This window comes from Fusobacteriaceae bacterium, assembly GCA_031272775.1.
GTDB lineage: Bacteria > Fusobacteriota > Fusobacteriia > Fusobacteriales > Fusobacteriaceae > JAISST01.
Window position 1 is genome coordinate 75,980 of the sequence record JAISTB010000034.1, and the last position, 24,032, is coordinate 100,011.

The window sequence follows — 24,032 nt, forward strand, 5'->3', positions numbered from 1 at the left end:
GTGTCTTCTCAGACGTAATTGCACAGCCTTGCGATGGCAAGCTCCGTATAACCCAGTATCTCCGCTTTTGTCTTCTTCCCGCAGGCCACGGCCATGAGCTCCCGCAGGAAGTCTTCCCCCATCTCCCCGAGCGATTTGCCGCCGTAGATCAAGGGGCTTGAATCCCAATCGATATTGTCAATCATATTGGCGTAGGTCAATTTGTTGCCGGTGATTTTGATCACGGGGGCGATGGGATTGCCGGTGGGCGTCCCCCTACCCGTGGAAAATACGACGATCTGCGCGCCGCCCGCGACCATGCCGGCCACCGACGAGGGATCGTGACCCGGCGTATCCATGATCACGAGGCCTTTTTCCGTAACGGGCTTCGCGTAGTCATAGACGGCGTTGACCGGCGAATGTCCGCCCTTGTGGATACAGCCGAGGGATTTTTCCTCCAGCGTCGTAATACCGCCGGCGATATTCCCCGGGGCGGGATTGCCTTCCCGGATCTCTTCCCCGACCAGACGCAAGGCTTCTTCGTAACGGCGCACGATATGAAAGATCTGATCCCGGATGGCGGGCGTCTTCGCTCTCGCCGCCAAAATGTGCTCGGCCCCGATAAATTCCGTCGTTTCGGATAAAATGGACGTCGCGCCCAGCGCCACCAGCCTGTCGGAAAGTTCCCCGATGAGGATATTGGCCGCGAGGCCGCTTGTGGGATCGGAACCGCCGCATTCGGTCCCCACAATAAGTTCAGAAATCGAAACCGCTTCTCTTTGGACTTTTGAAGCCTCCTCGGCGAGGATCCGACCCGCCCGGACCGCTTTTTCTACGGTCCGGACCGTGCCGCCGTTCTCTTGAATGATAAAGGCTTCAAGGGGCTTGTTCGTCCTGGCAGCGACGGCCGCCGAGACGAGATCGGCCTGACAGCCCTCGCAGCCGAGGGTCACGAGAATGGTTCCGAAAATGTTGGGATTTGCCGCCATGCCGGCCATGGTATCCATGGTCAGCTCCATGTCTTTGGACACCTGGGCGCAGCCGTTCTGATTATTGAACGTCACGGCCCCGTCGATCTGTGAGGCGATGATCCTTGCGGTATCCGAAGCGCAGGCGCTTGCGGGGAGAATCAGAATCTTGTTGCGGACGCCCGCTTTGCCGTCGGGTCGCCGGTATCCCATAAATGTCATTGCTTCCCCACCTCCTCAAGGTTTTCCCTGCGGTCTTTGACGTTGTGGACGTGCACATGGCGCCCGGCCGGGATTTCAGCGGCCGCGACCCCCATATGCCAGCCGTATTTTACGATAAAGTCCCCTTCGTGGATATCCCGGATAGCCAATTTGTGGTAGATGGGGATTTCCTGCGGGCAAATCACGCGGGCCTCCTTTCCCTCCGCCGACCAGAGGGCCGCGCCTCCGGCGGGAATGGCTTCGATGGCTGTGGCGACGTTATCCCGCGCGTCGATCACAACCGCGTTAAACTTTGGCATGGACATGGATTACCTCCCTGACGTTCTATATTTCCCGGTATTTGATTGCTCCTTTGACGATGGTCATGACAACGCGGTTTTCTCCGTCGAGGACAGCGAGGTCGGCGTCTTTCCCGGGGGCGATTTCCCCGGAGTTGAGGCCGAATTCCAGAGCGGCGTTGGTGGAGGTCATGCGGATTGCCTCCGCTTCGGTGCGGCCCAGTTCCAGAAGATTGCGGTAAGCCGCGTCCATGGTGAGGATGCTCCCCGCCAGCGAATCGTAGGATTTCAGCCGGACGACGCCGTCTTTGACGTAGACGTCCAGTTCTCCCAGCTTGTAATCTCCTTCGGCAAGCCCCGCGGCGCTCATGGCGTCCGTGACGCAGATGACGTTTTCCACGCCTTTGACGTTGATCAGCAGATTGACGACCACAGGATGGACATGGATTTTGTCCAGGATAATTTCGGCCTTGACCGAGGAATCCTCGAGAATGGCCCCCACGACGCCGGGCTCCCGGTGATTGAAGCCTCTCATGCCGTTAAAGGTATGGGTCGCGTGGCGGATCCCGGCCTCGATGCCTTTTTTGACTTTTTCATAGACACAGGCGCTGTGGCCCACGGAGACGACGACGCCCTTGTCGGCCAGAAAACGGATGCACTCCAGCGCCTCTTCGTTATTTGGGGAAATCGAAAACAGCTTTACGAGATTTTTTTTGACCCGCAGGAATTTTTTGATTTCATTGACGGTCGAAACCTTGATGTATTTGGCGTTTTGCGCGCCTTTGTACTCGATATCGAAATAGGGCCCTTCCATATGGACGCCGAAGATGGTCGCCCCCGGAAGGTCTACGTCTTGCAGATCGGCCACTTTTTCGAGGACTTCCATCAGGATATCCCCCGAAGCGGTCAGCGTCGTCGGCAGAAAGGACGTGACGCCGTGTCGCGCCGCGAAGGCCGAGATCTTTTTCAGGGATTCCGTGGAATTGTCCATGGCGTCGGCGCCGTCGGCCCCGTGGATGTGGATATCGATAAAGCCCGGAATCACGGCTGCGCCATGGAGATCGACAATTTCCGCCGTCTTGTCGGAAAGGGTCTTCCCGATTTTCTGAATGGTTCTGTTTTTGATCAAAATGTCCCCGTTTATTACGCTTTCCTTGACATGGATCGCGCCGTTTTTCAACAATAAATTCATAAATTCCCCCGCAACGGATTATTTTTATTTTCGGAATGGGCAAAATCTGTTTTAGATCAATTTTTTGATGAATTTCCCATCCTGTACGATAATTTTGATTTTCTCTCTGTCTTGGAAAATGGCCATATTTTCGAGCGGATTGCCGTCGATGACAAGCAGGTCCGCCAATTTTCCCTTCTCGACGGTTCCGACCTTGTCGATGACGCCCAGAATTTCGGCGTTGACTTTCGTCGCGGCCAGAAGCGCCCCCATGGGTCCCATAACCCGACTCTGGAGTTCAAGCTCATTGGCCTTAAAGGCCTGTCCGGGGCCCACCATGTCGGAGCCCGATCCGATCACAAGGCCCGCTTCCACGGCGATGGAAAGGGCTTCCAGAGCCCGCTCGTCGGCGATTTTCATTTTCCGCAAAAAATACGAGGGAATGCCGAATTCCTCCCCGCGCCGGGCCATAATGTCGTAGGTCGCGAGGGTAGGACAATAGATGACGCCCTTCTCTTTCAGGATCGCGGCCGTTTCCCTGTCCATGAAATTGCCGTGCTCGACGCGCTTGACGCCCGCTTCGGCGCAGCGTTGCAGAGATCTCGGAGAATAACAGTGGGCGATGACCGATTTCCCCACGGCGTCAGCGGCTTCCACGGCCGCCCGCATTTCCTCAAGGCTGTATTGAACCGTATCCGGCTCGTCGGCGGGACTGGCGCAACCGCCGGCCGCCATGATCTTGATGTAATCGACGCCTTTCCGGAGCTCTTCCCGGGCCGCCTTCCGGACGGCATCGACGCCGTCGGCCACGATCCCCCCGGCAAAATAATGCTCCGCGGGCGGCGTAATTTCCGTAGGCAGCCGCGGGTCGGCGTGACCGCCCGACTGACTCAGGGAATGACCGCAGACCTTGAGCCGCGGTCCTTTGATAAAACCGGCTGCCTGCGCGTCCCGGAAGCCCGCGTCGGCCCCGCCCGCGTCCAGCGCGGACGTAAAGCCCTGCATCAGCGTATCCTGAAGGATCTGGAGGCATTTGATCACGATCATGCTCGGCAGGTTTTGCCTGGTCTGACCCGTAATATCGGCCGCGAAGAGGTTTGCGTGCATATGGCCGTCGATGAGCCCGGGCATCAGCGTTTTGCCCGCGCAGTCCACGATAACGGCGTCTCCCGGGACGCTCAGGGGACTGTCCGAGATCTCCCGGATCACATTGTCCTCCACGAGAAGAAAAACAGGGTAGCGGGGTTCGCCGCCGCGGCAGTCAAGCAGGGTCGCGTTTTGAAAGAGTATGTGGGTCATGGGACGCCTCCTTTGGGTTCGGTTTGTAGGGTAAAAAAGACTCAATTTTGACTTTTGTGAAATTATACCACATCCGGGGCGCTTTGCCTATAAGAATTTGGGCAAAATTTTCCGCGTCCTTCGTCTCCCGCGGCTATTGACAGCGGCCGGTTTTTGGGGTATAATCAGTATCGACAACGCAAAATTGTGTTTTTTGTGCAGATTTGACACGCTTACAACGCAGCGAAAGCGCAATGAAAAAATAAAAGGAGGTAACGATGAACACGTATCAGCAATTTATCAACGGAAAGTTTGTGGATTCCCATTCCAAGGACTGGATTGAGGTGGAAAATCCCTATACGGGCGAGATTATCGCCAAAGTGCCCCAGGGCGATTCCGAAGACGGACAGGCTGCCCTTGAGGCCGCCAAAAAGTCCCAGACCGCCTGGGCGAAAAAGACCCCCACGGAACGGGCCGGATACCTGAAACAGCTGGCCGCCCTGATCCGGGCGAACCGCGTCGCGCTGGCGAAACTGCTGGCCTCGGAACAGGCGAAAATCCTGCCGCTGGCTCAGGTGGAAATCGACGTAACCGCTGAATATTTTGATTATTACGCCGGCTGGGCCAGGATCTTCGAAGGGGAAGTCATCAATTCCGACGATCCCAACGAACACATTTTCCTGTATCGAAAACCTATCGGCGTCGTGGCGGGGATCTGCCCCTGGAATTTCCCCTTCTTCGTTATGGCGAGAAAAGTGGCGCCCTCGATCCTGACGGGCTGCTCCATCGTGTTGAAGCCCAGCAGTCTGACGCCTCTTACAACATTTGAATTCGCGAAACTTTTGGCTACGTTGGATCTGCCCGCGGGCGTCGTGAACTTTGTTTCCGGCAGCGGCAAGACCCTCGGCAACACGCTGACGACGAGTCCCCTGACGGATCTTGTGACCGTGACCGGCTCCGTGGAAGCGGGACAGGAAATCATCCACGCCTCGGCGGAAAATATCACGAAAGTATCGCTGGAACTGGGCGGAAAAGCGCCCGCCATCGTATTTGCCGACGCCGATTTGGACTTCGCCGTGGACCGGATCGCGGCCTCCCGCTTTATTTTCAGCGGACAGGTCTGCAATTGCGCCGAGCGCGCCTATGTACACAAGAGCGTTTACAATGAATTTGTCGATAAATTTGTGGCGGCCGCCAAAGCGACCAAGATCGGCGATCCCTTCGCCGAAGGCGTCGTATACAGCACCCAGGTAGACAAGAATCAGCAGGCAAAGATCGCGGACATGGTGGACCGGGCCGTAAAAGCAGGCGCCAAGGTATTGACCGGCGGCAAGAAGACCACGGACAACGGCAAGGGCTATTTCTATGAACCCACGGTTATCGTGGACGCCAAGCAGGACAGCGAAATCATCCAGAAGGAGATCTTCGGACCGGCCCTCCCGATCCTGCCCTTCTCCGATTACGACGAAGTGGTGGCGCTGGCCAATGACTGCGAATACGGGCTCACGTCCTCGGCCTTTACCACAAACGTCAATACGGCCTTGAGGATCATCAAAGATCTCAAATTCGGAGAAACCTACATCAACAGAGAACATTTCGAGGCCATGCAGGGCTTCCACGCGGGCTGGAGAAAATCAGGCATCGGCGGCGCCGACGGAAAGCACGGACTCATGGAATACCTGGCGACCCAGGTGGCTTATATCCGGACGAAGTAAAATTGACGCCGCGCGGGTAAGGGCGCGTGTTCATCCGCCCTTACGGCGGCCGTTTAAGGCCTGTTGAATAGAAAAACCCCCCCGGATTTTCCGGGGGGTTTTCTTTTCCGTTCATTCACGCCAGCATTTTGTACAGCCCGATATATTCGTCGGCGGGCTTGTCCCAGCTGTTGTCGCGAGCTTTGGCGTGCTTGATGATCTCAAACCACTTGTCGTTGTCGAAATAGAGATTGATCGCGAAGCGCACGCACCAAAGCAGTTCTTCCTCGTTGACATTCTTGAAGCCGAAGCCGTCCCCTTCGCCGGTATACTGGTTGTAGGGGGTCACCGTATCGCAGAGTCCGCCGGTTTCCCGCACGACGGGGATCGTTCCGTAGCGCATGGCGATCATCTGGGAGAGGCCGCAGGGCTCGAAAATCGAAGGCATCAGGAAAATGTCCGCTCCGCCGTAGATATCCTTGGAGAGTTCCTGATTGAAGCCGATATAGGAGCAGACCCGGCCCGGGTACTGTCGTTCCTTCCAGCGGAAGAAATCCTCATACCAGGGCTCGCCGTTGCCCAAAAGGACAAACTGCGCCCCCGTTTCCAAAATCCGGTCAAAGATCCGCATCACGAGGTCCACGCCCTTTTGCCGGTCCAGCCGCGTAACCATGGCCAGTAGCGGCGCGTATGGGTCTTCCTTGAGGCCGATTTTTTCCTGAAGTTGCGTTTTGAGTCTTGTTTTCCCGCTTCTGGGGCTCTTGTAGGTCCCGTAGTCGATGCCGTTCACAACGCCGTGGAGCTTGTAGCCGAAGCGGTCGAAGAGACCGTGGAGCCCCTCGCCGAATTCCGGCGTCCGGATTTCCTTTGCGTAGGTTTTGCTGACCGTCGTCACAAGATCCGAATAGACGACGCCGCCCTTCAGGAACGAGACCATGTCGTAATATTTGACGCCGTCGTCGTAATAATAGGCCCAGCGCGGGATTTCCAGCACGCGCTCGATCACGTCGTTGTAGAAAAGGCCCTGAAAGCGCAAATTGTGGATCGTGAAGACCGTCTTAACCCCGAAGACGTGCCGTTCTTTGAGGTAAATGGGGACGAGGCCCGTATGCCAGTCGTTGCAGTGGATGATGTCGGGGATGAAGCCCGTCAGGTCAAAGGTCTCCGACACGGCCTTGCAAAAGAACGTGAAACGTTCGCAATCGTCCAGTTCTCCGTAAATCTTGCTCCGGTTGAAGTAGCGCTCGCCGTCGATGAAATAATAGACGACGCCTTCATATTCATACATGTCCACGCCCACATATTCCCAGTGGTGTTCCATCCAGATGCGTTTTTCGCCCAGATGGGTCATGGCAAAGCGATATTTCTCGGCGATCTGGCTGTATTTGGGCATCATGACCCGGCAGTCCACGCCTTTTTCTTTGAGACTCTTGGGCAGGGAAAAAGCCACGTCGCCCAATCCGCCTGTCTTGACGAAGGGCAGGGCTTCCCCCGCTACAAAAAGTACTTTCATGGATTCTCCTCCCGCTTGTTCCTAATCGTCGTCGTATTTGCCCAGCTCGTCGACAAAGCTGAAATAGTTGTCCTTGTCCCACTTGATGTCCTTTTCGATGACGAGGGGATAATTCTTGGAGGCGCTCAACCGCTCGTTGGATTTGATGATATTGTTCTTGTCCACGATGATGTTTCGCAAAACCGCGCCGGACTGGATCACGCTGGCTTGGAGGATGATGCAGTCCTCGACAGTCGCGCCTTTTTCGACGACGGTTCCTCTGGCAAGAATGGAGTTGCGCACTTTCCCCGCGAGGATGCAGCCGTTGGAGACAAGGGTGTTCCTGACGTCGGCGCCTTCCTTGTACAGCGTGGGCGGCGTATCTTTGACCTTCGTATAGATCAGGCGGCCGTCTTTGTTGAAGAGGTCGTCTCGGGTCTTTTTATTGAGCAGATCCATGTTGAAATCGAAATATTCCTTGGTCGAATTGATACAAGACAAATAGCCTTTGAATTCATAGGGATTGATACTGATTTTGTTGATATTCCGGCTGATCAGGTCCCGTCCCGTGTAGTAACTGCCGTCCTGAATTCCCTCAAAGATGAATTTCAGCAGCAGTTCCTTGGACAGCACGAAAATCTCCATCGAGATGTTTTCTTCTTTTCGGAAGAAGAGATTCTTTCCGATATTATTGACCTCGCCTTTTTTATCGATCCGGATGCAGTCGCAGTTGTCGAATTTTTCGTTGGCGTTTTCGACTTTCTTGTAGACCGCCGTGACTTCCTTTTTGCTCTCTTCATGCTTTTTGATGACGTCCTTGATGTCGATGTTGCACACCATGTGGGAACTCATCATGATCACGTTTTTCTGCTTGCTGCGGACAAAATATTCCATGTTTTTCTTGATTCGCTTCACATTGCCGGAAAATGAGGTGTCCAGCATGCCCTCAAAGATAAATATGCCGTCTTTTTTCCGGTTCAGGTCCCATTCGGCGCCTTTTCCCAGGTGGTCCATCAGAGAAGTCAGATCTTCCATGCCGCCGAAAATGCCCACATTGCGGATGCCGGCGTTGACAAGATTCGAAAGGGCAAAGTCGATGACCCGGTAGGATCCGCCCACGGGGACCGAAGCGAGGGGTCTGATTTTCGTCAGTGCCCGGATGTTGTCAAAGGAGGTTTCCACATAGATAACGCCCATATAATCATTTAACATGTTTATCACCGCCCTTGCCCGCGGGGGATTCGATGGTTCTGTCCTCGCCGATCACTGTGATTTCGCCTGTTGTTCCGACAACGGCGTTCTTTTTGATGTGCACCCTTTCGGCCACGATGGCCCTTTCCACGGTGACGCCTTCGTCGATGACCGTATTGGCCATGACGACGGAATCATAGATCTTGCTGCCCGCCGCCAGTTTTACGCCCGGGAAAATCACGGAATTCTTGATTTCCCCCTCGATCTCACAGCCCTTGTCCACAAGGGAGCGCTCGATCACTGAATTTTCCCCCACATAGAGCGGAGGATACGTATATTGCCGCGTGTTGATTTTCCAGTTCTTTTCAAAGAGATTGAGGCCGTTGTCCTCCTTCAGGAGGTCCATATGCGCGTCCCAGAAGCTTTCGATGGTTCCGACGTCCTTCCAGTAGCCCTCGAAGGGATAGGCGAAGAGTTTCTTGCCGTCCGCCAGCATGTCGGGAATGATATTTTTCCCGAAATCGTTCTCGGATTTTTTGTCGAGCTCGTCTTTGCAGAGGTATTCCTTCAGGACCTGCCAGTTGAAAATGTAGATGCCCATGGAGGCCAGCGTGCTTTTAGGATTTTTCGGCTTTTCCTCAAATTCGTAGATCGACATGTCCTCGTTGACGTTCATGATGCCGAAGCTGGGCGCTTCCTTGAGGGGCACCTCAAATACCCCGATGGTGGCGTCGGCGCCCTTGGTCACATGGTAGCGGAGCATTTTCCCGTAGTCCATCTTGTAGATGTGGTCCCCCGAGAGGATCAGCACGTTTACGGGATCGTACTGCTCGATAAATCGCATGTTCTGGTAAATGGCGTTGGCTGTTCCCTTGTACCAGCCGCCCTCGTCGTTTTTCTTCGTATGGGGCTGCAGAAGCGTCACGCCGCCGTCGATCCGGTCGAGATCCCAGGGGGAGCCGTTTCCGATGTGGTTGTTGAGAATATGGGGTTCATACTGGGTCAGAATACCTACGGTGTCTATTCCGGAATTGGAACAGTTGCTCAGGGTAAAGTCAATGATTTTGTATTTGCCGCCGAAGGATACGGCCGGCTTGGCTACGTTTTCCGTCAGTTCTTTGAGCCTGCTGCCCTGACCGCCGGCCAGGATCATCGCAATCATTTCTTTCTTACGCATTTTTCTTCACCGTCTCTTTTTTTGGGTTTTTTTTGGTCTTTACCGCCGGAGCGCTTTCTTTCCCGGATTCCGCCGCTTCTCCGGCTTTGATGAACACGGCGGAATTCGCCTTGATGTCCAGCTGAATGCTGTAATCCCGGTAATTCCATGATGTTTTTTTCGGAACGAAGACTCTCTTTTTGGAGAAACCCGTACCGCCGAAACGTTCGTCGTCACTGTTGAGAATCACATTGTATTTCCGGTTTTCGGGGACGCCCACCCGGTATCCGGTCCTGTCCGCCCCTGAAAAATTGAAAATCGCGATCAGGTATTCGCTGAAATCCTTGACTTTTCTCAGGAAAATCAGCATGTTTTCCGTATTGTTTTCATGCTCGATCCATTCGAAGGTGTCCCAGCCGTCTTCCCAGAGGGCTCTTTCCTCAAGATACATTTTGTTGAGGGCTTTGACGTATTTTTGGACATTGCGGCAATTCTCGTTTTCCGCGAGCAAATGCCACTCGACCTGGTCGTAAAAGCGCCATTCGAGGCCTTGGGCGATTTCGTTGCCCATGAAATTGAGCTTTTTCCCCGGATGGGCCGCCTGGTAGGAATAGAGCGTCTTGACGTTGGCGATTTTCGCTTCGTAGAAGCCCGGCATCTTGTTGAGGATGGATTTTTTCCCGTGCACGACCTCGTCGTGAGAGAGCGGCAGGATGAAATTTTCCGAGAAGGCGTACATAAAGGAAAATGTCAGCTTCCCGTGGTGTTCGTAGCGATAGAGCGGATCTTCGGAAAAGTATTTCAGCGTGTCGTTCATCCAGCCCATGTTCCATTTGCTCGTAAAACCCAGGCCCCCGTCCACCGGATGCTTCGTGACGTTGGGCCAGGCCGTGGAGTCTTCCGCCACGACAAGGGCGTCTGGAAACTCCTCTTTCAAGACGGAGTTCAATTCTTTGAGGAAATTGATGCCGTCGATGTTCTCAACGCCTCCGTACTGATTTTTGATGTTCTTGTCATTTTTGCCGTAGGTGAGGTAGAGAATATTGGCCACAGCGTCAATCCTGAGCCCGTCAATATGATATTCCCGCAGCCAGAACAGCGCGTTGGAGATCAAAAAGGACTTGACTTCAAAACGGGCGAGATTGAAATTGGCCGTCCCCCATTGGGGATTTTCCCCGATCCGCTCGTCGGCGTACTCGTAGACGGCGCTGCCGTCAAAGCGGTACAGACCGTGGTCGTCTTTGCAAAAATGTCCGGGCACCCAGTCGAGGATGACTCCGATTCCGTTTTGGTGCATGATATCGATAAAAGTCATGAATTCTTCGGGCGTCCCGTAGCGACTCGTGACCGAAAAGTAGCCGGTGGCCTGATAGCCCCAGGAATCGTCCAGCGGATATTCCCCCACGGGCATAATCTCCACATGGGTGTAATTCATTTCTTTGAGGTATTCGACGAGCTTTTCCGCGGTCTGGAGGTAGGTCAGCCAGTAGCCTCTGTCGTCCCTGCGCCAGGAACCGAGATGGATTTCGTAGATGTTCATGGGCTTTTCCAGGCCCTGCGTCCTCGCCTTCAGCCAGTTTTTGTCGTTCCACTTGATTTTGGGAAAAGGGTAGACAAAAGAGGCCGTATTGGGCCGCATTTCCGAATACACGGCGTAAGGGTCGGATTTCAGCCGCCAGCCGCCGCCGGCGAGTTCGATCTGGTATTTGTATTTGTCGTAGCGCTTGAGCCTGGGGATTTCCACTTCCCAAAGCCCGCCGTCGGTGATTTTGCTCATCCGGTTTGCCTCGCCGTTCCAGCCGTTGAAGTCTCCGACGACGGAAACGCCCCGGGCGTTGGGGGCCCATACCCGGAACACGACGTTGTTCCGGTTCACATGAGATCCCAGATAGTGATATGCCTGCCTGTGCTCCCCCCGGTGGAACAGATAGATATCCATTTCGTTTTTCATGTGAATCCTCCTCCTTGCGCGTCAGGTACGGTAAGCGACGGCCGCCCTCTTACAGTTTGCTTTTTTTGATCCGCCAAATCTCGTTGGCGTATTCGAGAATCGTGCGATCAGATGAGAATTTTCCCGCGTTGGCAATATTCATCAACATTTTTTTCGCCCAGGTCTGGCGATCGTTGTACTCCCGGTTGATTTTGCGCTGGGTCTCCCGGTAGGACTCGAAATCCTCAAGCACGAAATACTGATCCGCCCGGGCGGTATTTTCCATCAGGGACTTGTGAATGGCGGCGTAAATGCCGGAGCCCAGGTCCGTCAGGGTCCCGTCGATCAGGGAATCCACGACTTTCTTGAGCCCGACGACCGTGTTGTAGGGAATGTGGGGATCGTAGCCCTTTGCCCGCATGGCCTCCACTTCCTCCACGGTCAGGCCGAAGATGTAGTTGTTTTCCCGTCCGGCCTCTTCCACGATTTCGACGTTGGCGCCGTCGAGGGTGCCCAGGGTCAGCGCCCCGTTCAGCATGAACTTCATGTTGCCCGTGCCCGAGGCTTCCTTTCCCGCCGTGGAGATCTGCTCGCTGACGTCGGCCGCCGGGAAGAGTTTTTCCCCAACCGATACCCGGTAATTCTCCACGAAGACGACTTTGAGCTTTTGATTGACGTCCGTGTCGTGGTTCACCAGCTGCGCCACTTCGTTGATCAGGCGGATGATGCCCTTGGCGATCACGTAGCCCGGGGCGGCCTTGGCCCCGAAAAAGTAGGTCACCGGCGTGAAATCACACATGGGATTCGTTTTCAAATTGCTGTACAGGTCAAGGATATGGAAGATATTCAGCAATTGCCGCTTGTATTCGTGGAGCCGCTTGATCTGGATGTCAAAAATGGACTCCGGATTGACGTTTATGCTCTGGGTCTTACGCAGATACTCCACCAGCTCCAGTTTTTTCTCCCGCTTGATTTCGCACAGGCGGTGTAATACCCCCTGGTCGCTTTGATAGCGTTCCAGTTCCTTGAGTTTTGTCAGATCCGTGACCCAGCCGTCTCCGATCAGCTCGGTCACAAAGGCCGAGAGCTGGGGGTTGGATTTCAGCATCCAGCGTCTTTGCGTGATGCCGTTTGTTTTGTTGTAGAATTTTTCGGGCCAGAGCTCGTACCAGTCTTTGAGTTCGCGGTTTTTGAGGATTTCCGTATGGAGCTTGGCGACGCCGTTGATGGCGTGGGAACCGTAGATGGCGATCCAGGCCATCTGCACGAGGTTGTCGCGGATAATGGCCATGCGGTTGCGCTTGGCCTGGTCCTCGGGGTATTTCTCGTAGAGGAAGCCGTTCAGCTGGTTGCTGATGCCTTCGGTGATCTCGTAGATCCGGGGCACCACTTCCTTGTAGAGACCGATCCACCATTTTTCCAGCGCTTCGGCGAGTATCGTGTGATTCGTGTACGAAAAGATCTTTTCGATAATCGCCCAGGCCTTTTCCCAGGCCAACCCCTCAAGATCCACCAAAAGGCGCATCAATTCGGGAATGGCTATGACCGGATGGGTGTCGTTGAGCTGTATGGCCACATAGTCCGGCAGCTTCTCAAAATCATAGCCGTGGAGCTTCTTGAATTTTTTCAAAATGTCCTGCAGCGACGCCGACGTAAAGAAATACTGCTGCTTCAGCCGGAGTTTTTTCCCCTCGTCGGTGGAGTCATTGGGGTAGAGGACCCGGGAGATGTCCTCGGCGAAGGTCTTTTCCGCCGTGGCCATCAAGTAATCCTGTTTGTTGAAGAGCCCCAGATCGAGGTCTACGACTGGTTCCGCCTGCCAGAGACGGAGCGTGTTGACATTTTTGGTATTGTATCCGATGATGGGCATGTCATAGGGGACAGCCCGGACTTTTCTGTCGCCGTAGCTCACAACCACTTCGTCCTGATAGCGGGGAACCGACCAGACGTCTTCATATTTCAGCCATTTTTCAGGTTTTTCGACCTGATAGCCGTCTTTGAAGACCTGGTTGAAGATGCCGTTCCGATAGCGGATGCCGTAGCCCATGCCGGGAAGGTCATGGGTGGCCAGGGAATCGAGAAAACAGGCCGCCAAACGGCCGAGACCGCCGTTTCCCAGAGCCGAATCCTCTTCCTCGTCTTCGACTTTGTTGTAATCGATGCCCAGCGATTGCAGCAATTCACGGACGGCGGGCGAGACGCCGAGGTTGATCAGATTGTTGCCGAGGGCTCTTCCCATGAGGAATTCCGCCGAAAAATAATAGGCTCTTTTCCCTTCGTCATACAGTTTTTCCGTCTCGTACCAGTTTTCCGCGATTTCTTCCATCACGGTCCGGCCGAGGGCTCTGTACAACTCGAAACTGCCCGATTCCTCAAGACTCTTGTTGAACAAGATCCTGACATTTTTTTCGAGCGACTTTCTCAAGCGCTCTTTTTCAAATTCCATGTATCCTCCTGCTATCTTTGAAATTTTTCCGTCATCCGCCGGATATGCGTCATCAGCGCCTCCGTCAGGGATGCGGCCGCCACGCGCCAGGACCAGTTGCCGGGCCCCACGGTGGACGGGGTGTTGAAGCGCCCGTCGGCGCCTGTTCCGAGATAATCCTGCATGGGGATTACCGCCGCCCCGGCTTTGGATTTGAGGACGGCCAGAATCATTTTGTCCGTGGCGGAAAAGCCGTCGCCCTCCGCGCCCAGAAAGTTGTCCGTATAGCTGCGGGCATAGTCCGCGATGTTGTCCGGGAGGCCCGAAAGCCAGCCCGCAAGCGTGTTGTTGTCGTGGGTTCCCGTATAGGCAAAGGCCTCTTCGGGGTATTTGTGCGGCAGATAATCGCTGTCGTAACTGTCGAAGGCGAACTGCAGGATCTTCATGCCGGGAAAGCCCGTATCCCGCAGGAGCTTCCGGACGCCGGCCGAGAGGGCGCCCAGGTCTTCGGCCACGATGTCTACGCTGCCCAGATCCTTCCGGACTTTTCCGAAAAGCCTCATGCCCGGCCCCCTCTCCCAACGACCGTTGACGGCGGTGGCGTCTCCGGCCGGAATGCTCCAGTAAGAAGAAAAGCCGATGAAATGATCGAGACGCGCGATGTCATAGATCCCGAAAGAATGACGCAGGCGCTCGATCCACCAGCGGTACCGCCTTTCGCGTATCGCTTCCCAGTCGTAGAGAATGTTGCCCCAGAGCTGCCCCGTCTTGCTGAAATAATCGGGCGGGCAACCGGCGACCCGCTTGGCCTTGCCGTAGCGGGTAAACTGAAACAGTTCCCTGTTGCCCCAGGCGTCGGCGCTGTCGGTGGAGACGTAAATGGGGAGATCGCCTAAAATCCGGACGCCCTTTCGGGCCGCGTGGGCCTTGAGGGCCGCCCACTGCCGGTAAAAAGTGAATTGGACCCAGCAGTGATAACGGATGGCCCCGGCGTGATCCCGGAGAATCGCTTTGAGGGCCCCTTTACTTTTGAATTTGTACTTGCGCGGCCAGCGATACCAGGGTCTTCCGCCGAAGTTTTCCTTCAGCGTCGCGAAGATCGCGTATTCCCTGAGCCATTTTCCCGATTTTTCGCAAAATTTCCGGAGCGCTTCGTCTTCTTCGGCGTTTTCGCCGCCCCGGAAACGGGCGTCGTAGATCTTTCGCAGGAGTTCCTCCCGCAAGGCGGCAATTGCCTCGTAGCGTACCCTTTCGTCGTCGTTTTGCGCAACCAGGGGCTCGAGGTCTCCGGCCGTGATATTTCCCGCCCGCAGGAACTCTTCGAGGTCAATGAAGAGCGGGTTTCCCGCGAAGACCGAAACGGACTGGTACGGGGAATTGCCGAAGCCCGCCGGGACCAGAGGCAGGATCTGCCAGATCTTTTGTCCTGCGCCCGCCAGAAAATCCACAAAGCGAAACGCGCTTGTCCCGAGGTCGCCGATCCCGTATTTTCCGGGAAGTGCGCTGATGTGCAGCAGGATGCCGCCGCAACGTTCTGTCATGAATTGTCCCCCGTGCTTTCCGATCCGCTGTTACCGCGAGCTTCAGCGGTTCAAGGGACCGGAGGATGTATACATTTGCAAATTATAGCATAAGTAGGTGTTCGAAAAAAGGCATTCCGATAGAAAATCCCTTTCTCTAATATTATACCTCACGAATCAGATAAATGACAATAGCAAAAACAGGAAAAGCGGAGATATATTTTTCAAAATGACGAAAAGTTACTGATTTTGCTTGATTTTGAGCGTTAATGAAATAATTTGAATTATTTTGAAATAAAATGATTGATTTTTTGACGAAAATGTAGTATGATAGGAGAAAGAAAAACGATCCGTCCGGGAGGTCCCATGCTCAACATTCAACGCTGCAACATCATTCTGGAACTTATCGAAAAGAACAAAAACATGCAGATGAAGGACATCGTCAAGACCCTCAATGTCTCGGAGGCGACGGTGCGCCGGGATCTGATGCTCCTTGAGGAAAAGGGAAAAATCCGGCGCGTCCACGGCGGGGCGGTGCTTCCCGATTATATCGAAGAGGACATCCTGAGCCGGCGGAACATCTTTTCGGCGGAAAAGACAAAGATCGCCAAAACGGCGGCGGCTCTGGTCAGGGACGGCAGCGCGGTTTACCTCGACGCGGGAACGACCACGGGGGCTATGATCCCCTTTCTCGCCGAAAAAGAACGTCTGGTCGTTATCACCAACGGGCTTTCCCATCTGGAGGAACTGACAAAATACAAAATCAAGGCTTATGTGACCGGCGGGCGCGTCAAGGGGAAAACGGCGGCCCTCGTCAGCGGCAGCGCGGTCCTGTCTCTGCGGAATTACCGCTATGACATGGCCTTTATGGGGGCAAACGCCGTTAACGAGGAAGGTTACTGGACGCCCGACGAGGAAGAGGCCGTCATCAAAAGCGCGGCTTTGCGCAACTGCGCCCAGGTCTGGTTTCTTTGCGATAGTTCGAAATTTTTCAAGCAGAGCTTTATCAAATTCGCGGATTTGAACGAAGGGACGCTGCTGAGTGAGGGGGAAATCCCCGAAGGCCTCAGGGCCCCCGATCCCCGAAGCGGCGAAAGGAGTCGGAATCTATGATATTTACGATTACGCTGAACCCGGCGGCGGATTATTACGTCACGGTGGACAGCTTTATGGAAGGGGGGCTCAACCTCGCCTCGGAATCTTACCTGCTGGCGGGGGGGAAGGGCATCAACGTCTCGAAAGTCCTCAAAAACTATGGCGTTCAGAGTATCGCCACGGGGTTTGCCGGCGGCAGCAACGGCGAGCTCATCCGGACCACGCTCCGGGAATACGGTATCATCGACCGCTTTGTGGGCATCCGGGACAATACCCGGCTCAACATTAAGCTGAAGACCGCCGCAAACGAGACGGAAATCACCGGAAAAGCCCCGGAAATCCCCGGAGAAAGCTACGCGGAATTCCTTAAAATGTTGTCCGATATCGGGCCCCACGACTACGCGGTCCTCTCGGGGAGCGTGCCGCCGTCTCTGCCCGAAACGGTCTATGCCGAGATCATCCAAAAACTCCCCCGGGAGACAAGAGTCATCCTCGATACCCGGGGACGTCCCTTTATTCATGCCCTGAGGGAAGGCGTCCATCTCACCAAGCCCAATAAGAAAGAGCTGGGGGAATATCTCGGCCGGGAAATCCACTCCATGGACGAACTGGTCGCGGGCGCGCGAGAACTCAGGGAAATGGGTTCGGAAAATGTGCTGGTATCGGCGGGCGGAGAAGCCGCCGCGCTGGTGACGCCGCGGGGGACCTGGATCGGGGAAACGCCGTCGGGAACCGTGGTCAGCAGCGCCGGCGCCGGGGATTCCATGGTGGCGGGCATCCTCTACGGCCTGTCGCGGGGGCTTTCCGTCGAAGAATCCTTTGCGGGCGGCATCGCCTCGGGCAGCGCCACGGCTTTCAAAAAGGATCTCGCCGAACTTCCCGACATGGAAAAACTCCTCAATCGGATAAAAATCAGACGTCTTTGAACAAAGTTGAACATGACAACAAGCGGAAAGCTCGATCTTTTATAAAAACAGTCTATAAAGGGCTACGCTACCGATATTAAATATTCTTGTCCTTATGGTTCTTTTTTCACGTATTCACAGTAGTAAAGGAGGCGCTTAAAATGAGCGAAAACACAGTCAAACAAAGGATTCAGTCTTACGGACGGGCATTGAGCTCCATGGTCATGCCCAATATCGGCGCTTTTATCGCCTGGGGGCTGATCACGGCCCTGTTTATCTCCAGCGGCTGGCTGCCCAATGAAAAATTCGCGACCCTTGTGGGCCCCATGTTGACCTATATGCTACCGGTTCTGATCGGCTACACGGGCGGAAAGAACGTGCACGGCGTGCGGGGCGGCGTCATCGGCGCTATCGCCACCATCGGCGTCATTGTGGGGGCCAACATCCCCATGTTTCTTGGGGCCATGATCCTCGGACCCTTCGCGGGCTGGGTATTGAAAAAAGTCGACGAATCCATTGAGGGGAAAATTCCCGCGGGCTTTGAGATGCTCGTCAACAATTTCGCGCTGGGCATCCTCGGGGCGCTTTTCGCCATGTTCGCCATGCAGATCATGGGTCCCGTCGTTGTGGGACTCACGAATTTCCTCACGGCGGGCGTCCACATCATCGTCGGGAAGGGCCTTTTCCCGCTGGTGTCGTTGTTTATCGAACCGGCCAAGATCCTTTTCCTCAATAACGCCATCAATCACGGCATCCTGGGCCCCATGGGCCTCAGCGAGGCTAGAGAGCTGGGGAAATCCGTATTCTTCCTGCTGGAGACAAATCCCGGCCCCGGTTTGGGCGTGTTGCTGGCCTACTGGATGTTCGCCAAAGGGAGCATCAAAGAATCCGCCCCCGGATCCATTCTGATCCATTTCCTCGGCGGAATTCACGAAATCTATTTTCCCTATGTGCTGATGAATCCCGTGTTGGTGCTGGCCGTCATCGGCGGTGGCATTTCGGGCGTATTTACGTTTAACGTCCTGAAAGCGGGTCTCGTGGCCGCGCCTTCGCCGGGCAGCATCATCGCCCTCATGGCCATGACGCCCAGAGGGGGACATTTCGCCGTGCTGGCCGGCGTCGTCGTATCGACCGTCGTCTCTTTCCTGATCGCCTCGGTCTTTGTCAAACGGGCCGCCGCCCACATGAGCGAAGACGCCCTGACGACAGCCCGGCAGGAAGTCAAGGATCGCAAGCTGGAAAGCAAGGGACTTGCGGTAAAACCCGAAAAAGTCGAGCTCATCGTTTACGCCTGCGACGCGGGCATGGGGTCTTCCGCCATGGGCGCGTCCATGCTGGGGAAACGGCTCAAAGCCAAAAATATCACGATTCCGGTCAAAAATTACGCGATCAATGAAATTCCAGCCAACGCGTCGATCGTCGTCTCCCACGAACAGCTGACGCCGAGGGCGAAAGAGATCCGGCCCGGGGCCTGTCACATCAGCGTGACGGACTTTCTCGATATGTCCGTGGCCGACAAGATCCTGGGCCTGATCGGCGCAACCGCCGCGGAAGCGGCGGGCGCTCCCGGGGAGAAGACCGCGGGAAAAGCGTCCGGAACGATACTCAAGAAGGAAAACATCCTGACGGGGCAGCGGGCGGCCACAAAAGAAGAAGCGGTTCGCCTGGCCGGGAACGTCCTTGTGAAGGGCGGCTATGTGCGGCCCGAATATGTGGATTCCATGCTGAAGCGGGAAAGCGAGGTCTCGACTTATCTCGGCAAGGGTCTGGCCATTCCCCATTGCGCCGGCGACGGCAAGAGCGCCATCATCAAATCGGGATTTTCCGTGCTCCTTTTCCCCGAAGGGGTTGACTTTGCGGCCGGAAAGGCGTATATTGTATGCGGGATCGCCGGAAAGAACGACGAGCATATCGACCTCATCGCCTCCCTGGCCAATCTCGTGGACGCCTATGAGGAAAAGGAAATCAAAAAACTCGCGGCGTCAAAAGATGTCGACGCCGTTTACAGCCTGTTTGAACAGAAATAAAGGGGGGAATTCAACTTGAAAACAAAAGCGGTGCGGCTTTACGGTGAAATGGACCTGCGGTTGGAGGAATTCGAACTGCCGCCCATCAAAGACGACGAAATTCTGGTGGAAGTCATTTCCGACAGCGTCTGCATGTCCACATACAAGGCGGCCCTGCAGGGAAAACGCCACAAACGGGTCCCGCAGAACGTCGATACGCATCCGGTCATTATCGGTCATGAATTCGCGGGCAATATCGTCGAAGTCGGCAAGGCTCACCGGGATAAATTCAAGCCCGGCATGAAATTCGCCCAGCAGCCGGCCCTCAATTACAAGGGATCCATGGCTTCCCCGGGGTATTCCTACGAATACTTCGGCGGAGCCTGCACCTACTGCGTCATTCCGCCGGAAGTCATGGAACTGGGCTGTCTTTTACCCTACAGCGGCAAATCCTACTATGAGGCGTCGCTGGCGGAACCCATGAGCTGCATTATCGGCGCTTATCACGCCATGTACCATACGAAAATGGGCGTTTATCAGCATGAAATGGGCATCGTGCCCGGCGGAAAGCTGGCGATCATAGCGGGCGCGGGTCCCATGGGCCTGGGCGCGGTGGATTACGCCCTCAACTGCGACAGACGTCCCGGGCTACTGGTCGTAACCGACATCGACGACGCGCGTCTCCACAGGGCTTCGAGGATTTTCACGAAGGAAGCGGCCAAAAAGCGCGGCGTGGATCTGTATTTCATGAATACGGCGAGGGCAGGCGACAAAGTGGCCGAGCTGCGGAAATTGACCGGCGGGAGCGGTTTTGACGACGTCATGGTCATGGCGCCGGTCCGGGACGCCGTGGAGACCGGCGACCGGATCCTCGGACGGGACGGCTGCATGAATTTCTTCGCGGGTCCATCGGATCCTGAATTTTCGGCCTCGATCAATCAATATAACGTCCATTACGGGTATACGCACCTGATGGGGACCACCGGGGGAAATACGGCGGACTTGCTGGAATCCCTCGGCATGACGGAAAAAGGCCTGATCAATCCCGCGGTCATGGTGACCCACGTCGGAGGCATCGACTGCATCGCCGAAACGACGCTTGATTTGCCGAAAATCCCGGGCGGGAAGAAACTCACCTATACCCATATCGAAATGCCGCTGACGGCCATAGAGGATTTCGCGGAAAAAGGAAAAACCGATCCGAAATTCAAGGTTCTCGCGGAAATCTGCGACAAGAATCACGGTCTCTGGAGTCTTGAAGCGGAAAACTATCTGCTTGCAAATTTCAAAAAAGCGTAAGGAGGAAACACATGATCTCAAAAGTGACTACTATCGTAAATCCGACAGGCTTTCACATGCGCCCGGCAGGCTTTTTCGCCAACGCCCTGGCCGGGTATCAGAGCGCGATCAAACTCAAGACCCCGGCAAAGGAAGTGAACGCCAAAAGTCTCATGCACATCATCGGCGCGGGACTCAAATGCGGCATGACCGTGGAAGTCATCGCCGACGGGCCCGATGAGGCGGAAGCCCTCGCGAAAGCCGTGGAGCTCATTGACAGCGGCCTCGGCGAGCTGTAAGGGGTGGGGGCCATGTACAAAGGCATCGGCGTTTCAGACGGCATCGGCATCGGCCGGGTCATGTTGATCCAGACCGCGCCCGTAGTCTATGACAACAGGCCCGTGGACGATCCCGAGGCGGAAATCAGGCGTCTTCACGAGACCCTGGATCGCTACGGGGCGGATACGGCGGAAAAGGCCAAACGGGTCGCGGAAAGGGCCGGGGAAAAGGAAGCGGACATTATCCGCGGAAAGCTCCTCATGCTCTCGGACCCTTATATGGCCAGCGAAATGGAAAATCTGATCAAGGAGGGATCCTGCGCGGAGGAAGCGGTCGAAAAGGTATGCGGCATGTTTGAGGCGGCTTTTCTCTCCACGGGGGACGAGCTCACGATGCAGAGAGCCGCCGACGTCAGGGACCTGCGGGACGGCATTCTGCGCATGTTGCTGGCCATTCCCGAGCCCGATATCGCAGGCGCGCCCAAGGGTACGATCCTTGTGGCGCCGGAAATCACGCCTTCCATGACCGGCGAAATCCGTAAAGAAAATATCGAGGCCGTCATTTCCCAAAGCGGCGGCTATACGTCCCACGCGGCCATTCTCGCCCGGGCCATGGGGATTCCCGCCGTCATGAGCGTTCCCGGCATTGCCAACCTTGTGAAAGACGGGGACCTCATTCTCGCCGACGGGAGCTCCGGCACGGTGCTGGTCAATCCCACGGCGGAGGAGCGGGCGGATTACGAGAAGAAAAGAGCCGCCCATATCCGGGGCCGAGAACTGCTCAAAGCCTTCGCGGGCAGGAAAACCGTTACGGCTGACGGCCTGCGGGTCGATCTTTTCGCCAATATCGGCAATGCCAACGAGGCGGGGATCGCCGCGGAAAATGACGCTGAGGGGATCGGTCTCTTCCGGACGGAATTTCTCTATATGCAGCGGCAGCATCTGCCCGATGAGGAACGCCAGTTTGAGGCATACAAGGCGGCGGCCATGACCATGAAGGGACGGCCCGTGGTGATCCGGACCCTCGATATCGGCGGGGACAAGGACATTCCCTATTTAAAGCTTCCCAAGGAAGAAAATCCCTTCCTCGGACACAGGGCCATCCGCTACTGTCTTGAGCGGCCCGACGTGTTTCGTCCGCAGCTGCGGGCGCTCCTTCGCGCCTCGGCCTACGGCGATATTCGGATTATGCTGCCTATGATCACCTGCGTTGAGGAGATCCGGCGGACAAAGGAAATTCTCTCGGAGCTCAAAGATGAACTGCGGCGGGAAGGCACGCGATTCAACGAAAACATCAAGCTCGGCATTATGACGGAGACAGCGGCCAGTTGCGCGATTGCGGACTTGTTGGCGAAAGAGTCTGATTTTTTCAGTATCGGGACCAACGATCTGACCCAATACATGATGGCGGCCGACCGCGGCAACGAAAAGACGCAGGAATTGGGAAGCGTCTACCAACCGGCGGTCCTGCGGGCCATCGAAAGGATTATCCAAGCCGCCCGGGACGCGGGCATCGAAGTCGCCATGTGCGGAGAAGCGGCGGCGGATCCGCTGTTGCATCCGCTCCTGATTGCTTTCGGCTTGCAGGAATACAGCGTTTCGCCATCGGCGGTCCTCGCCGTAAGGCGGAGCCTCTCCCTCTGGTCCGCGGCTGAGGCCGAACGCGTTCGCGACGCGGCCATGGGGCTCGCCACGGCGGGCGAGGTGCGGGCCTGTCTTGAAGCGGAAAGAAAAGAATAGGAGGTTTTCCTAAGAACCCTGCAACAGCACAATAGATCCAATAACCAGCCCGATTCCGAAATATTGCCATGGTCCCAACCTCTCCCCGAATACGAGAAAGCTCATGACCGCAGCAACTACCGGTTCAACGGAGGCGATAATGGACGCCCGTCCGGCCTCTATGGCTTCAAGACCTTTTGTATAGAGCATAAAGGCCAAGATCGTCGACAGGATACCGAGTCCCGCGACATAAAGCGCTATTTTCCCGTGGAGCAGCAGCGGCGCCCACTGCGAAAATCCGCTGAAGGGGACCGAGACCAGCGTGGCGAAAAGAAACGTATAGAGGGATATGGTCATGGCGTTGTATTTTCGGAGGGCGTATTTACCGAAAATACTGTAAAGCGCGTAAAAGAATCCCGCGCCGACGCCAAAGCCATGCCCAGACAGGGACAGAACCCCCTGAAAAGCCGGTAGCGCCCCGGCCACGAAGGCGCAGCCGAGGATAGAAAACACAAGGGCTGCGATTTTGATTTTCGTCAGGGCCTCCCCGAAAAGTAACCGCGAAAAAAGTATTGCAAAAAACGGGGCCGTATACAAGAGTATCGTAGCGATGGAAACACCCGATTCGTCAATTGCCCGAAAGAGGCAGTAATTGAAAAACATGACGCTGACAACCCCGGTACCGACAAAATACCGGCAATCGGCTGGTCTTATGACAAGAGCGCGCCGGTCTTTACAGAAAATCCAGATCAGGAGACCCAAAAAGGCCGTCAGCATTCGGGCGGCTACGACCTGCATCGGGGTGAAACCCGCCGAGTACAGGTTTTTTACAAAAAATCCGATGATCCCCCAGAGAAAAGCCCCCGCGAGGATCGAAAGGCATGCGTTTTTTTTCGTCAATGTGCGCTCCCTGGAAAAATTCTCCTCAGCTATATGATACATATATTATATCATATTTTGGTTACCCGCACAATATAGCGAAGAGCCAAGGTAGTGTCAATATTTTTTAGGGATTTTTCAAAAATTTTTTTGATTGCCCTGTCTGCCGATATGATCTGCCTTATCGCTGGATGATTTATGCAAATGCCTTGTTGCCATGCACCAAATTTCTGAGCCACTCATATTTTTTTAATTCTATCGCTGGGATCGGGCAGTTGGCGATCTTAAGGTCCCGCTCCCATTTTCTGTTGGCACGGATTGTCTCGATTTCTGGCATTTGCTCTACTTCTCTGTTTTCACAGTTCTTTTCACGAAGTGATTTTACGACATCCGCCCAATTTCCTTGATTACAACGAAACGCTCTTAGCCTTGCCATGTTATCCAACCCAACTAGGCTCCAACCTAATGGCCTGCTGCTTAATCTACTCGATAATACGTGGCTCACTTGCCCTTCAGCACAGCATCCCGTCAAATATTTCGCATCCGTTATCTGGATTTCTATTGCGCG

18 protein-coding genes and 1 pseudogene are annotated in these 24,032 nt (G+C 55.2%); 7 read left to right on the forward strand and 12 right to left on the reverse strand.

The genetic code is table 11. The features are described from left to right. Nucleotides 1-8: 8 nt before the first annotated feature. The 4 genes from LBQ97_08210 to LBQ97_08225 are packed head-to-tail and all read right to left on the reverse strand — an operon-like array spanning nucleotide 9 to nucleotide 3,917. On the reverse strand, nucleotides 9-1,169 hold the full coding sequence (locus LBQ97_08210; GenBank protein MDR1832691.1) for a UxaA family hydrolase: 1,161 nt from the start codon (nucleotides 1,167-1,169) through the stop codon (nucleotides 9-11). Beyond that, complete coding sequence (locus LBQ97_08215; GenBank protein MDR1832692.1) at nucleotides 1,166-1,474, reverse strand: UxaA family hydrolase; 309 nt, start codon at nucleotides 1,472-1,474, stop codon at nucleotides 1,166-1,168. Before LBQ97_08215 ends, LBQ97_08210 begins: the two co-directional genes overlap by 4 nt. 19 nt (nucleotides 1,475-1,493) lie before the next feature. Continuing rightward, on the reverse strand, nucleotides 1,494-2,639 hold the full coding sequence (nagA, locus tag LBQ97_08220) for an N-acetylglucosamine-6-phosphate deacetylase (GenBank protein MDR1832693.1): 1,146 nt from the start codon (nucleotides 2,637-2,639) through the stop codon (nucleotides 1,494-1,496). A gap of 51 nt (nucleotides 2,640-2,690) precedes the next feature. Next, entirely contained in the window at nucleotides 2,691-3,917 is a 1,227-nt protein-coding gene (locus LBQ97_08225) for an amidohydrolase family protein (GenBank protein ID MDR1832694.1), read from the reverse strand. A gap of 257 nt (nucleotides 3,918-4,174) precedes the next feature. Between LBQ97_08225 and aldA the strand changes: the two genes are divergently transcribed. Further along, nucleotides 4,175-5,611, forward strand: coding sequence for an aldehyde dehydrogenase (gene aldA, locus LBQ97_08230; protein ID MDR1832695.1), 1,437 nt, complete (start codon nucleotides 4,175-4,177; stop codon nucleotides 5,609-5,611). Between the two features lie 115 nt (nucleotides 5,612-5,726). Here aldA and LBQ97_08235 read toward each other — a convergent pair whose 3' ends face one another. Genes LBQ97_08235 through malQ form a run of 6 tightly spaced genes read right to left on the reverse strand, consistent with a single transcriptional unit; the run spans nucleotide 5,727 to nucleotide 15,325 of the window. Beyond that, nucleotides 5,727-7,103 (reverse strand): glycogen synthase, encoded by a 1,377-nt coding sequence (locus LBQ97_08235; GenBank protein ID MDR1832696.1) that lies wholly within the window; start codon nucleotides 7,101-7,103, stop codon nucleotides 5,727-5,729. Nucleotides 7,104-7,124: 21 nt separating this feature from the next. After that, a complete protein-coding gene (gene glgD, locus LBQ97_08240) occupies nucleotides 7,125-8,294 on the reverse strand; it encodes a glucose-1-phosphate adenylyltransferase subunit GlgD (protein ID MDR1832697.1) in 1,170 nt (389 codons plus the stop codon). After that, a complete protein-coding gene (locus LBQ97_08245) occupies nucleotides 8,284-9,450 on the reverse strand; it encodes a glucose-1-phosphate adenylyltransferase (GenBank protein ID MDR1832698.1) in 1,167 nt (388 codons plus the stop codon). Before LBQ97_08245 ends, glgD begins: the two co-directional genes overlap by 11 nt. Continuing rightward, the gene (gene glgB / locus LBQ97_08250; GenBank protein MDR1832699.1) at nucleotides 9,443-11,380 is read right to left on the reverse strand and encodes a 1,4-alpha-glucan branching protein GlgB; all 1,938 of its coding nucleotides are present in this window, start codon (nucleotides 11,378-11,380) and stop codon (nucleotides 9,443-9,445) included. The genes LBQ97_08245 and glgB overlap by 8 nt, the downstream gene beginning before the upstream one ends. A gap of 49 nt (nucleotides 11,381-11,429) precedes the next feature. Next, the gene (locus LBQ97_08255) at nucleotides 11,430-13,805 is read right to left on the reverse strand and encodes a glycogen/starch/alpha-glucan phosphorylase (protein MDR1832700.1); all 2,376 of its coding nucleotides are present in this window, start codon (nucleotides 13,803-13,805) and stop codon (nucleotides 11,430-11,432) included. 11 nt (nucleotides 13,806-13,816) lie between these two features. After that, nucleotides 13,817-15,325 (reverse strand): 4-alpha-glucanotransferase, encoded by a 1,509-nt coding sequence (gene malQ / locus LBQ97_08260; GenBank protein ID MDR1832701.1) that lies wholly within the window; start codon nucleotides 15,323-15,325, stop codon nucleotides 13,817-13,819. Nucleotides 15,326-15,670: 345 nt separating this feature from the next. Between malQ and LBQ97_08265 the strand changes: the two genes are divergently transcribed. From LBQ97_08265 to ptsP, 6 genes are all read left to right on the forward strand, one after another. Next, the gene (locus LBQ97_08265) at nucleotides 15,671-16,417 is read left to right on the forward strand and encodes a DeoR/GlpR family DNA-binding transcription regulator (protein ID MDR1832702.1); all 747 of its coding nucleotides are present in this window, start codon (nucleotides 15,671-15,673) and stop codon (nucleotides 16,415-16,417) included. Next, a complete protein-coding gene (gene pfkB / locus LBQ97_08270; GenBank protein ID MDR1832703.1) occupies nucleotides 16,414-17,325 on the forward strand; it encodes a 1-phosphofructokinase in 912 nt (303 codons plus the stop codon). The genes LBQ97_08265 and pfkB overlap by 4 nt, the downstream gene beginning before the upstream one ends. A 140-nt stretch (nucleotides 17,326-17,465) precedes the next feature. Then, the gene (locus LBQ97_08275) at nucleotides 17,466-19,331 is read left to right on the forward strand and encodes a PTS mannitol transporter subunit IICBA (GenBank protein ID MDR1832704.1); all 1,866 of its coding nucleotides are present in this window, start codon (nucleotides 17,466-17,468) and stop codon (nucleotides 19,329-19,331) included. A 15-nt stretch (nucleotides 19,332-19,346) separates the two neighbouring features. Beyond that, a complete protein-coding gene (locus tag LBQ97_08280; protein MDR1832705.1) occupies nucleotides 19,347-20,609 on the forward strand; it encodes a zinc-binding dehydrogenase in 1,263 nt (420 codons plus the stop codon). Nucleotides 20,610-20,620: 11 nt separating this feature from the next. Next, nucleotides 20,621-20,887 (forward strand): HPr family phosphocarrier protein, encoded by a 267-nt coding sequence (locus LBQ97_08285; protein MDR1832706.1) that lies wholly within the window; start codon nucleotides 20,621-20,623, stop codon nucleotides 20,885-20,887. Between the two features lie 12 nt (nucleotides 20,888-20,899). Then, a complete protein-coding gene (gene ptsP, locus LBQ97_08290; GenBank protein ID MDR1832707.1) occupies nucleotides 20,900-22,606 on the forward strand; it encodes a phosphoenolpyruvate--protein phosphotransferase in 1,707 nt (568 codons plus the stop codon). A 9-nt stretch (nucleotides 22,607-22,615) separates the two neighbouring features. Here ptsP and LBQ97_08295 read toward each other — a convergent pair whose 3' ends face one another. Together LBQ97_08295 and LBQ97_08300 are read right to left on the reverse strand one after the other, a co-directional pair. Then, nucleotides 22,616-23,485, reverse strand: a complete 870-nt coding sequence (locus LBQ97_08295; protein ID MDR1832708.1) for a DMT family transporter — start codon at nucleotides 23,483-23,485, stop codon at nucleotides 22,616-22,618. A gap of 379 nt (nucleotides 23,486-23,864) precedes the next feature. After that, a pseudogene (locus LBQ97_08300) lies at nucleotides 23,865-24,032 on the reverse strand (UPF0236 family protein).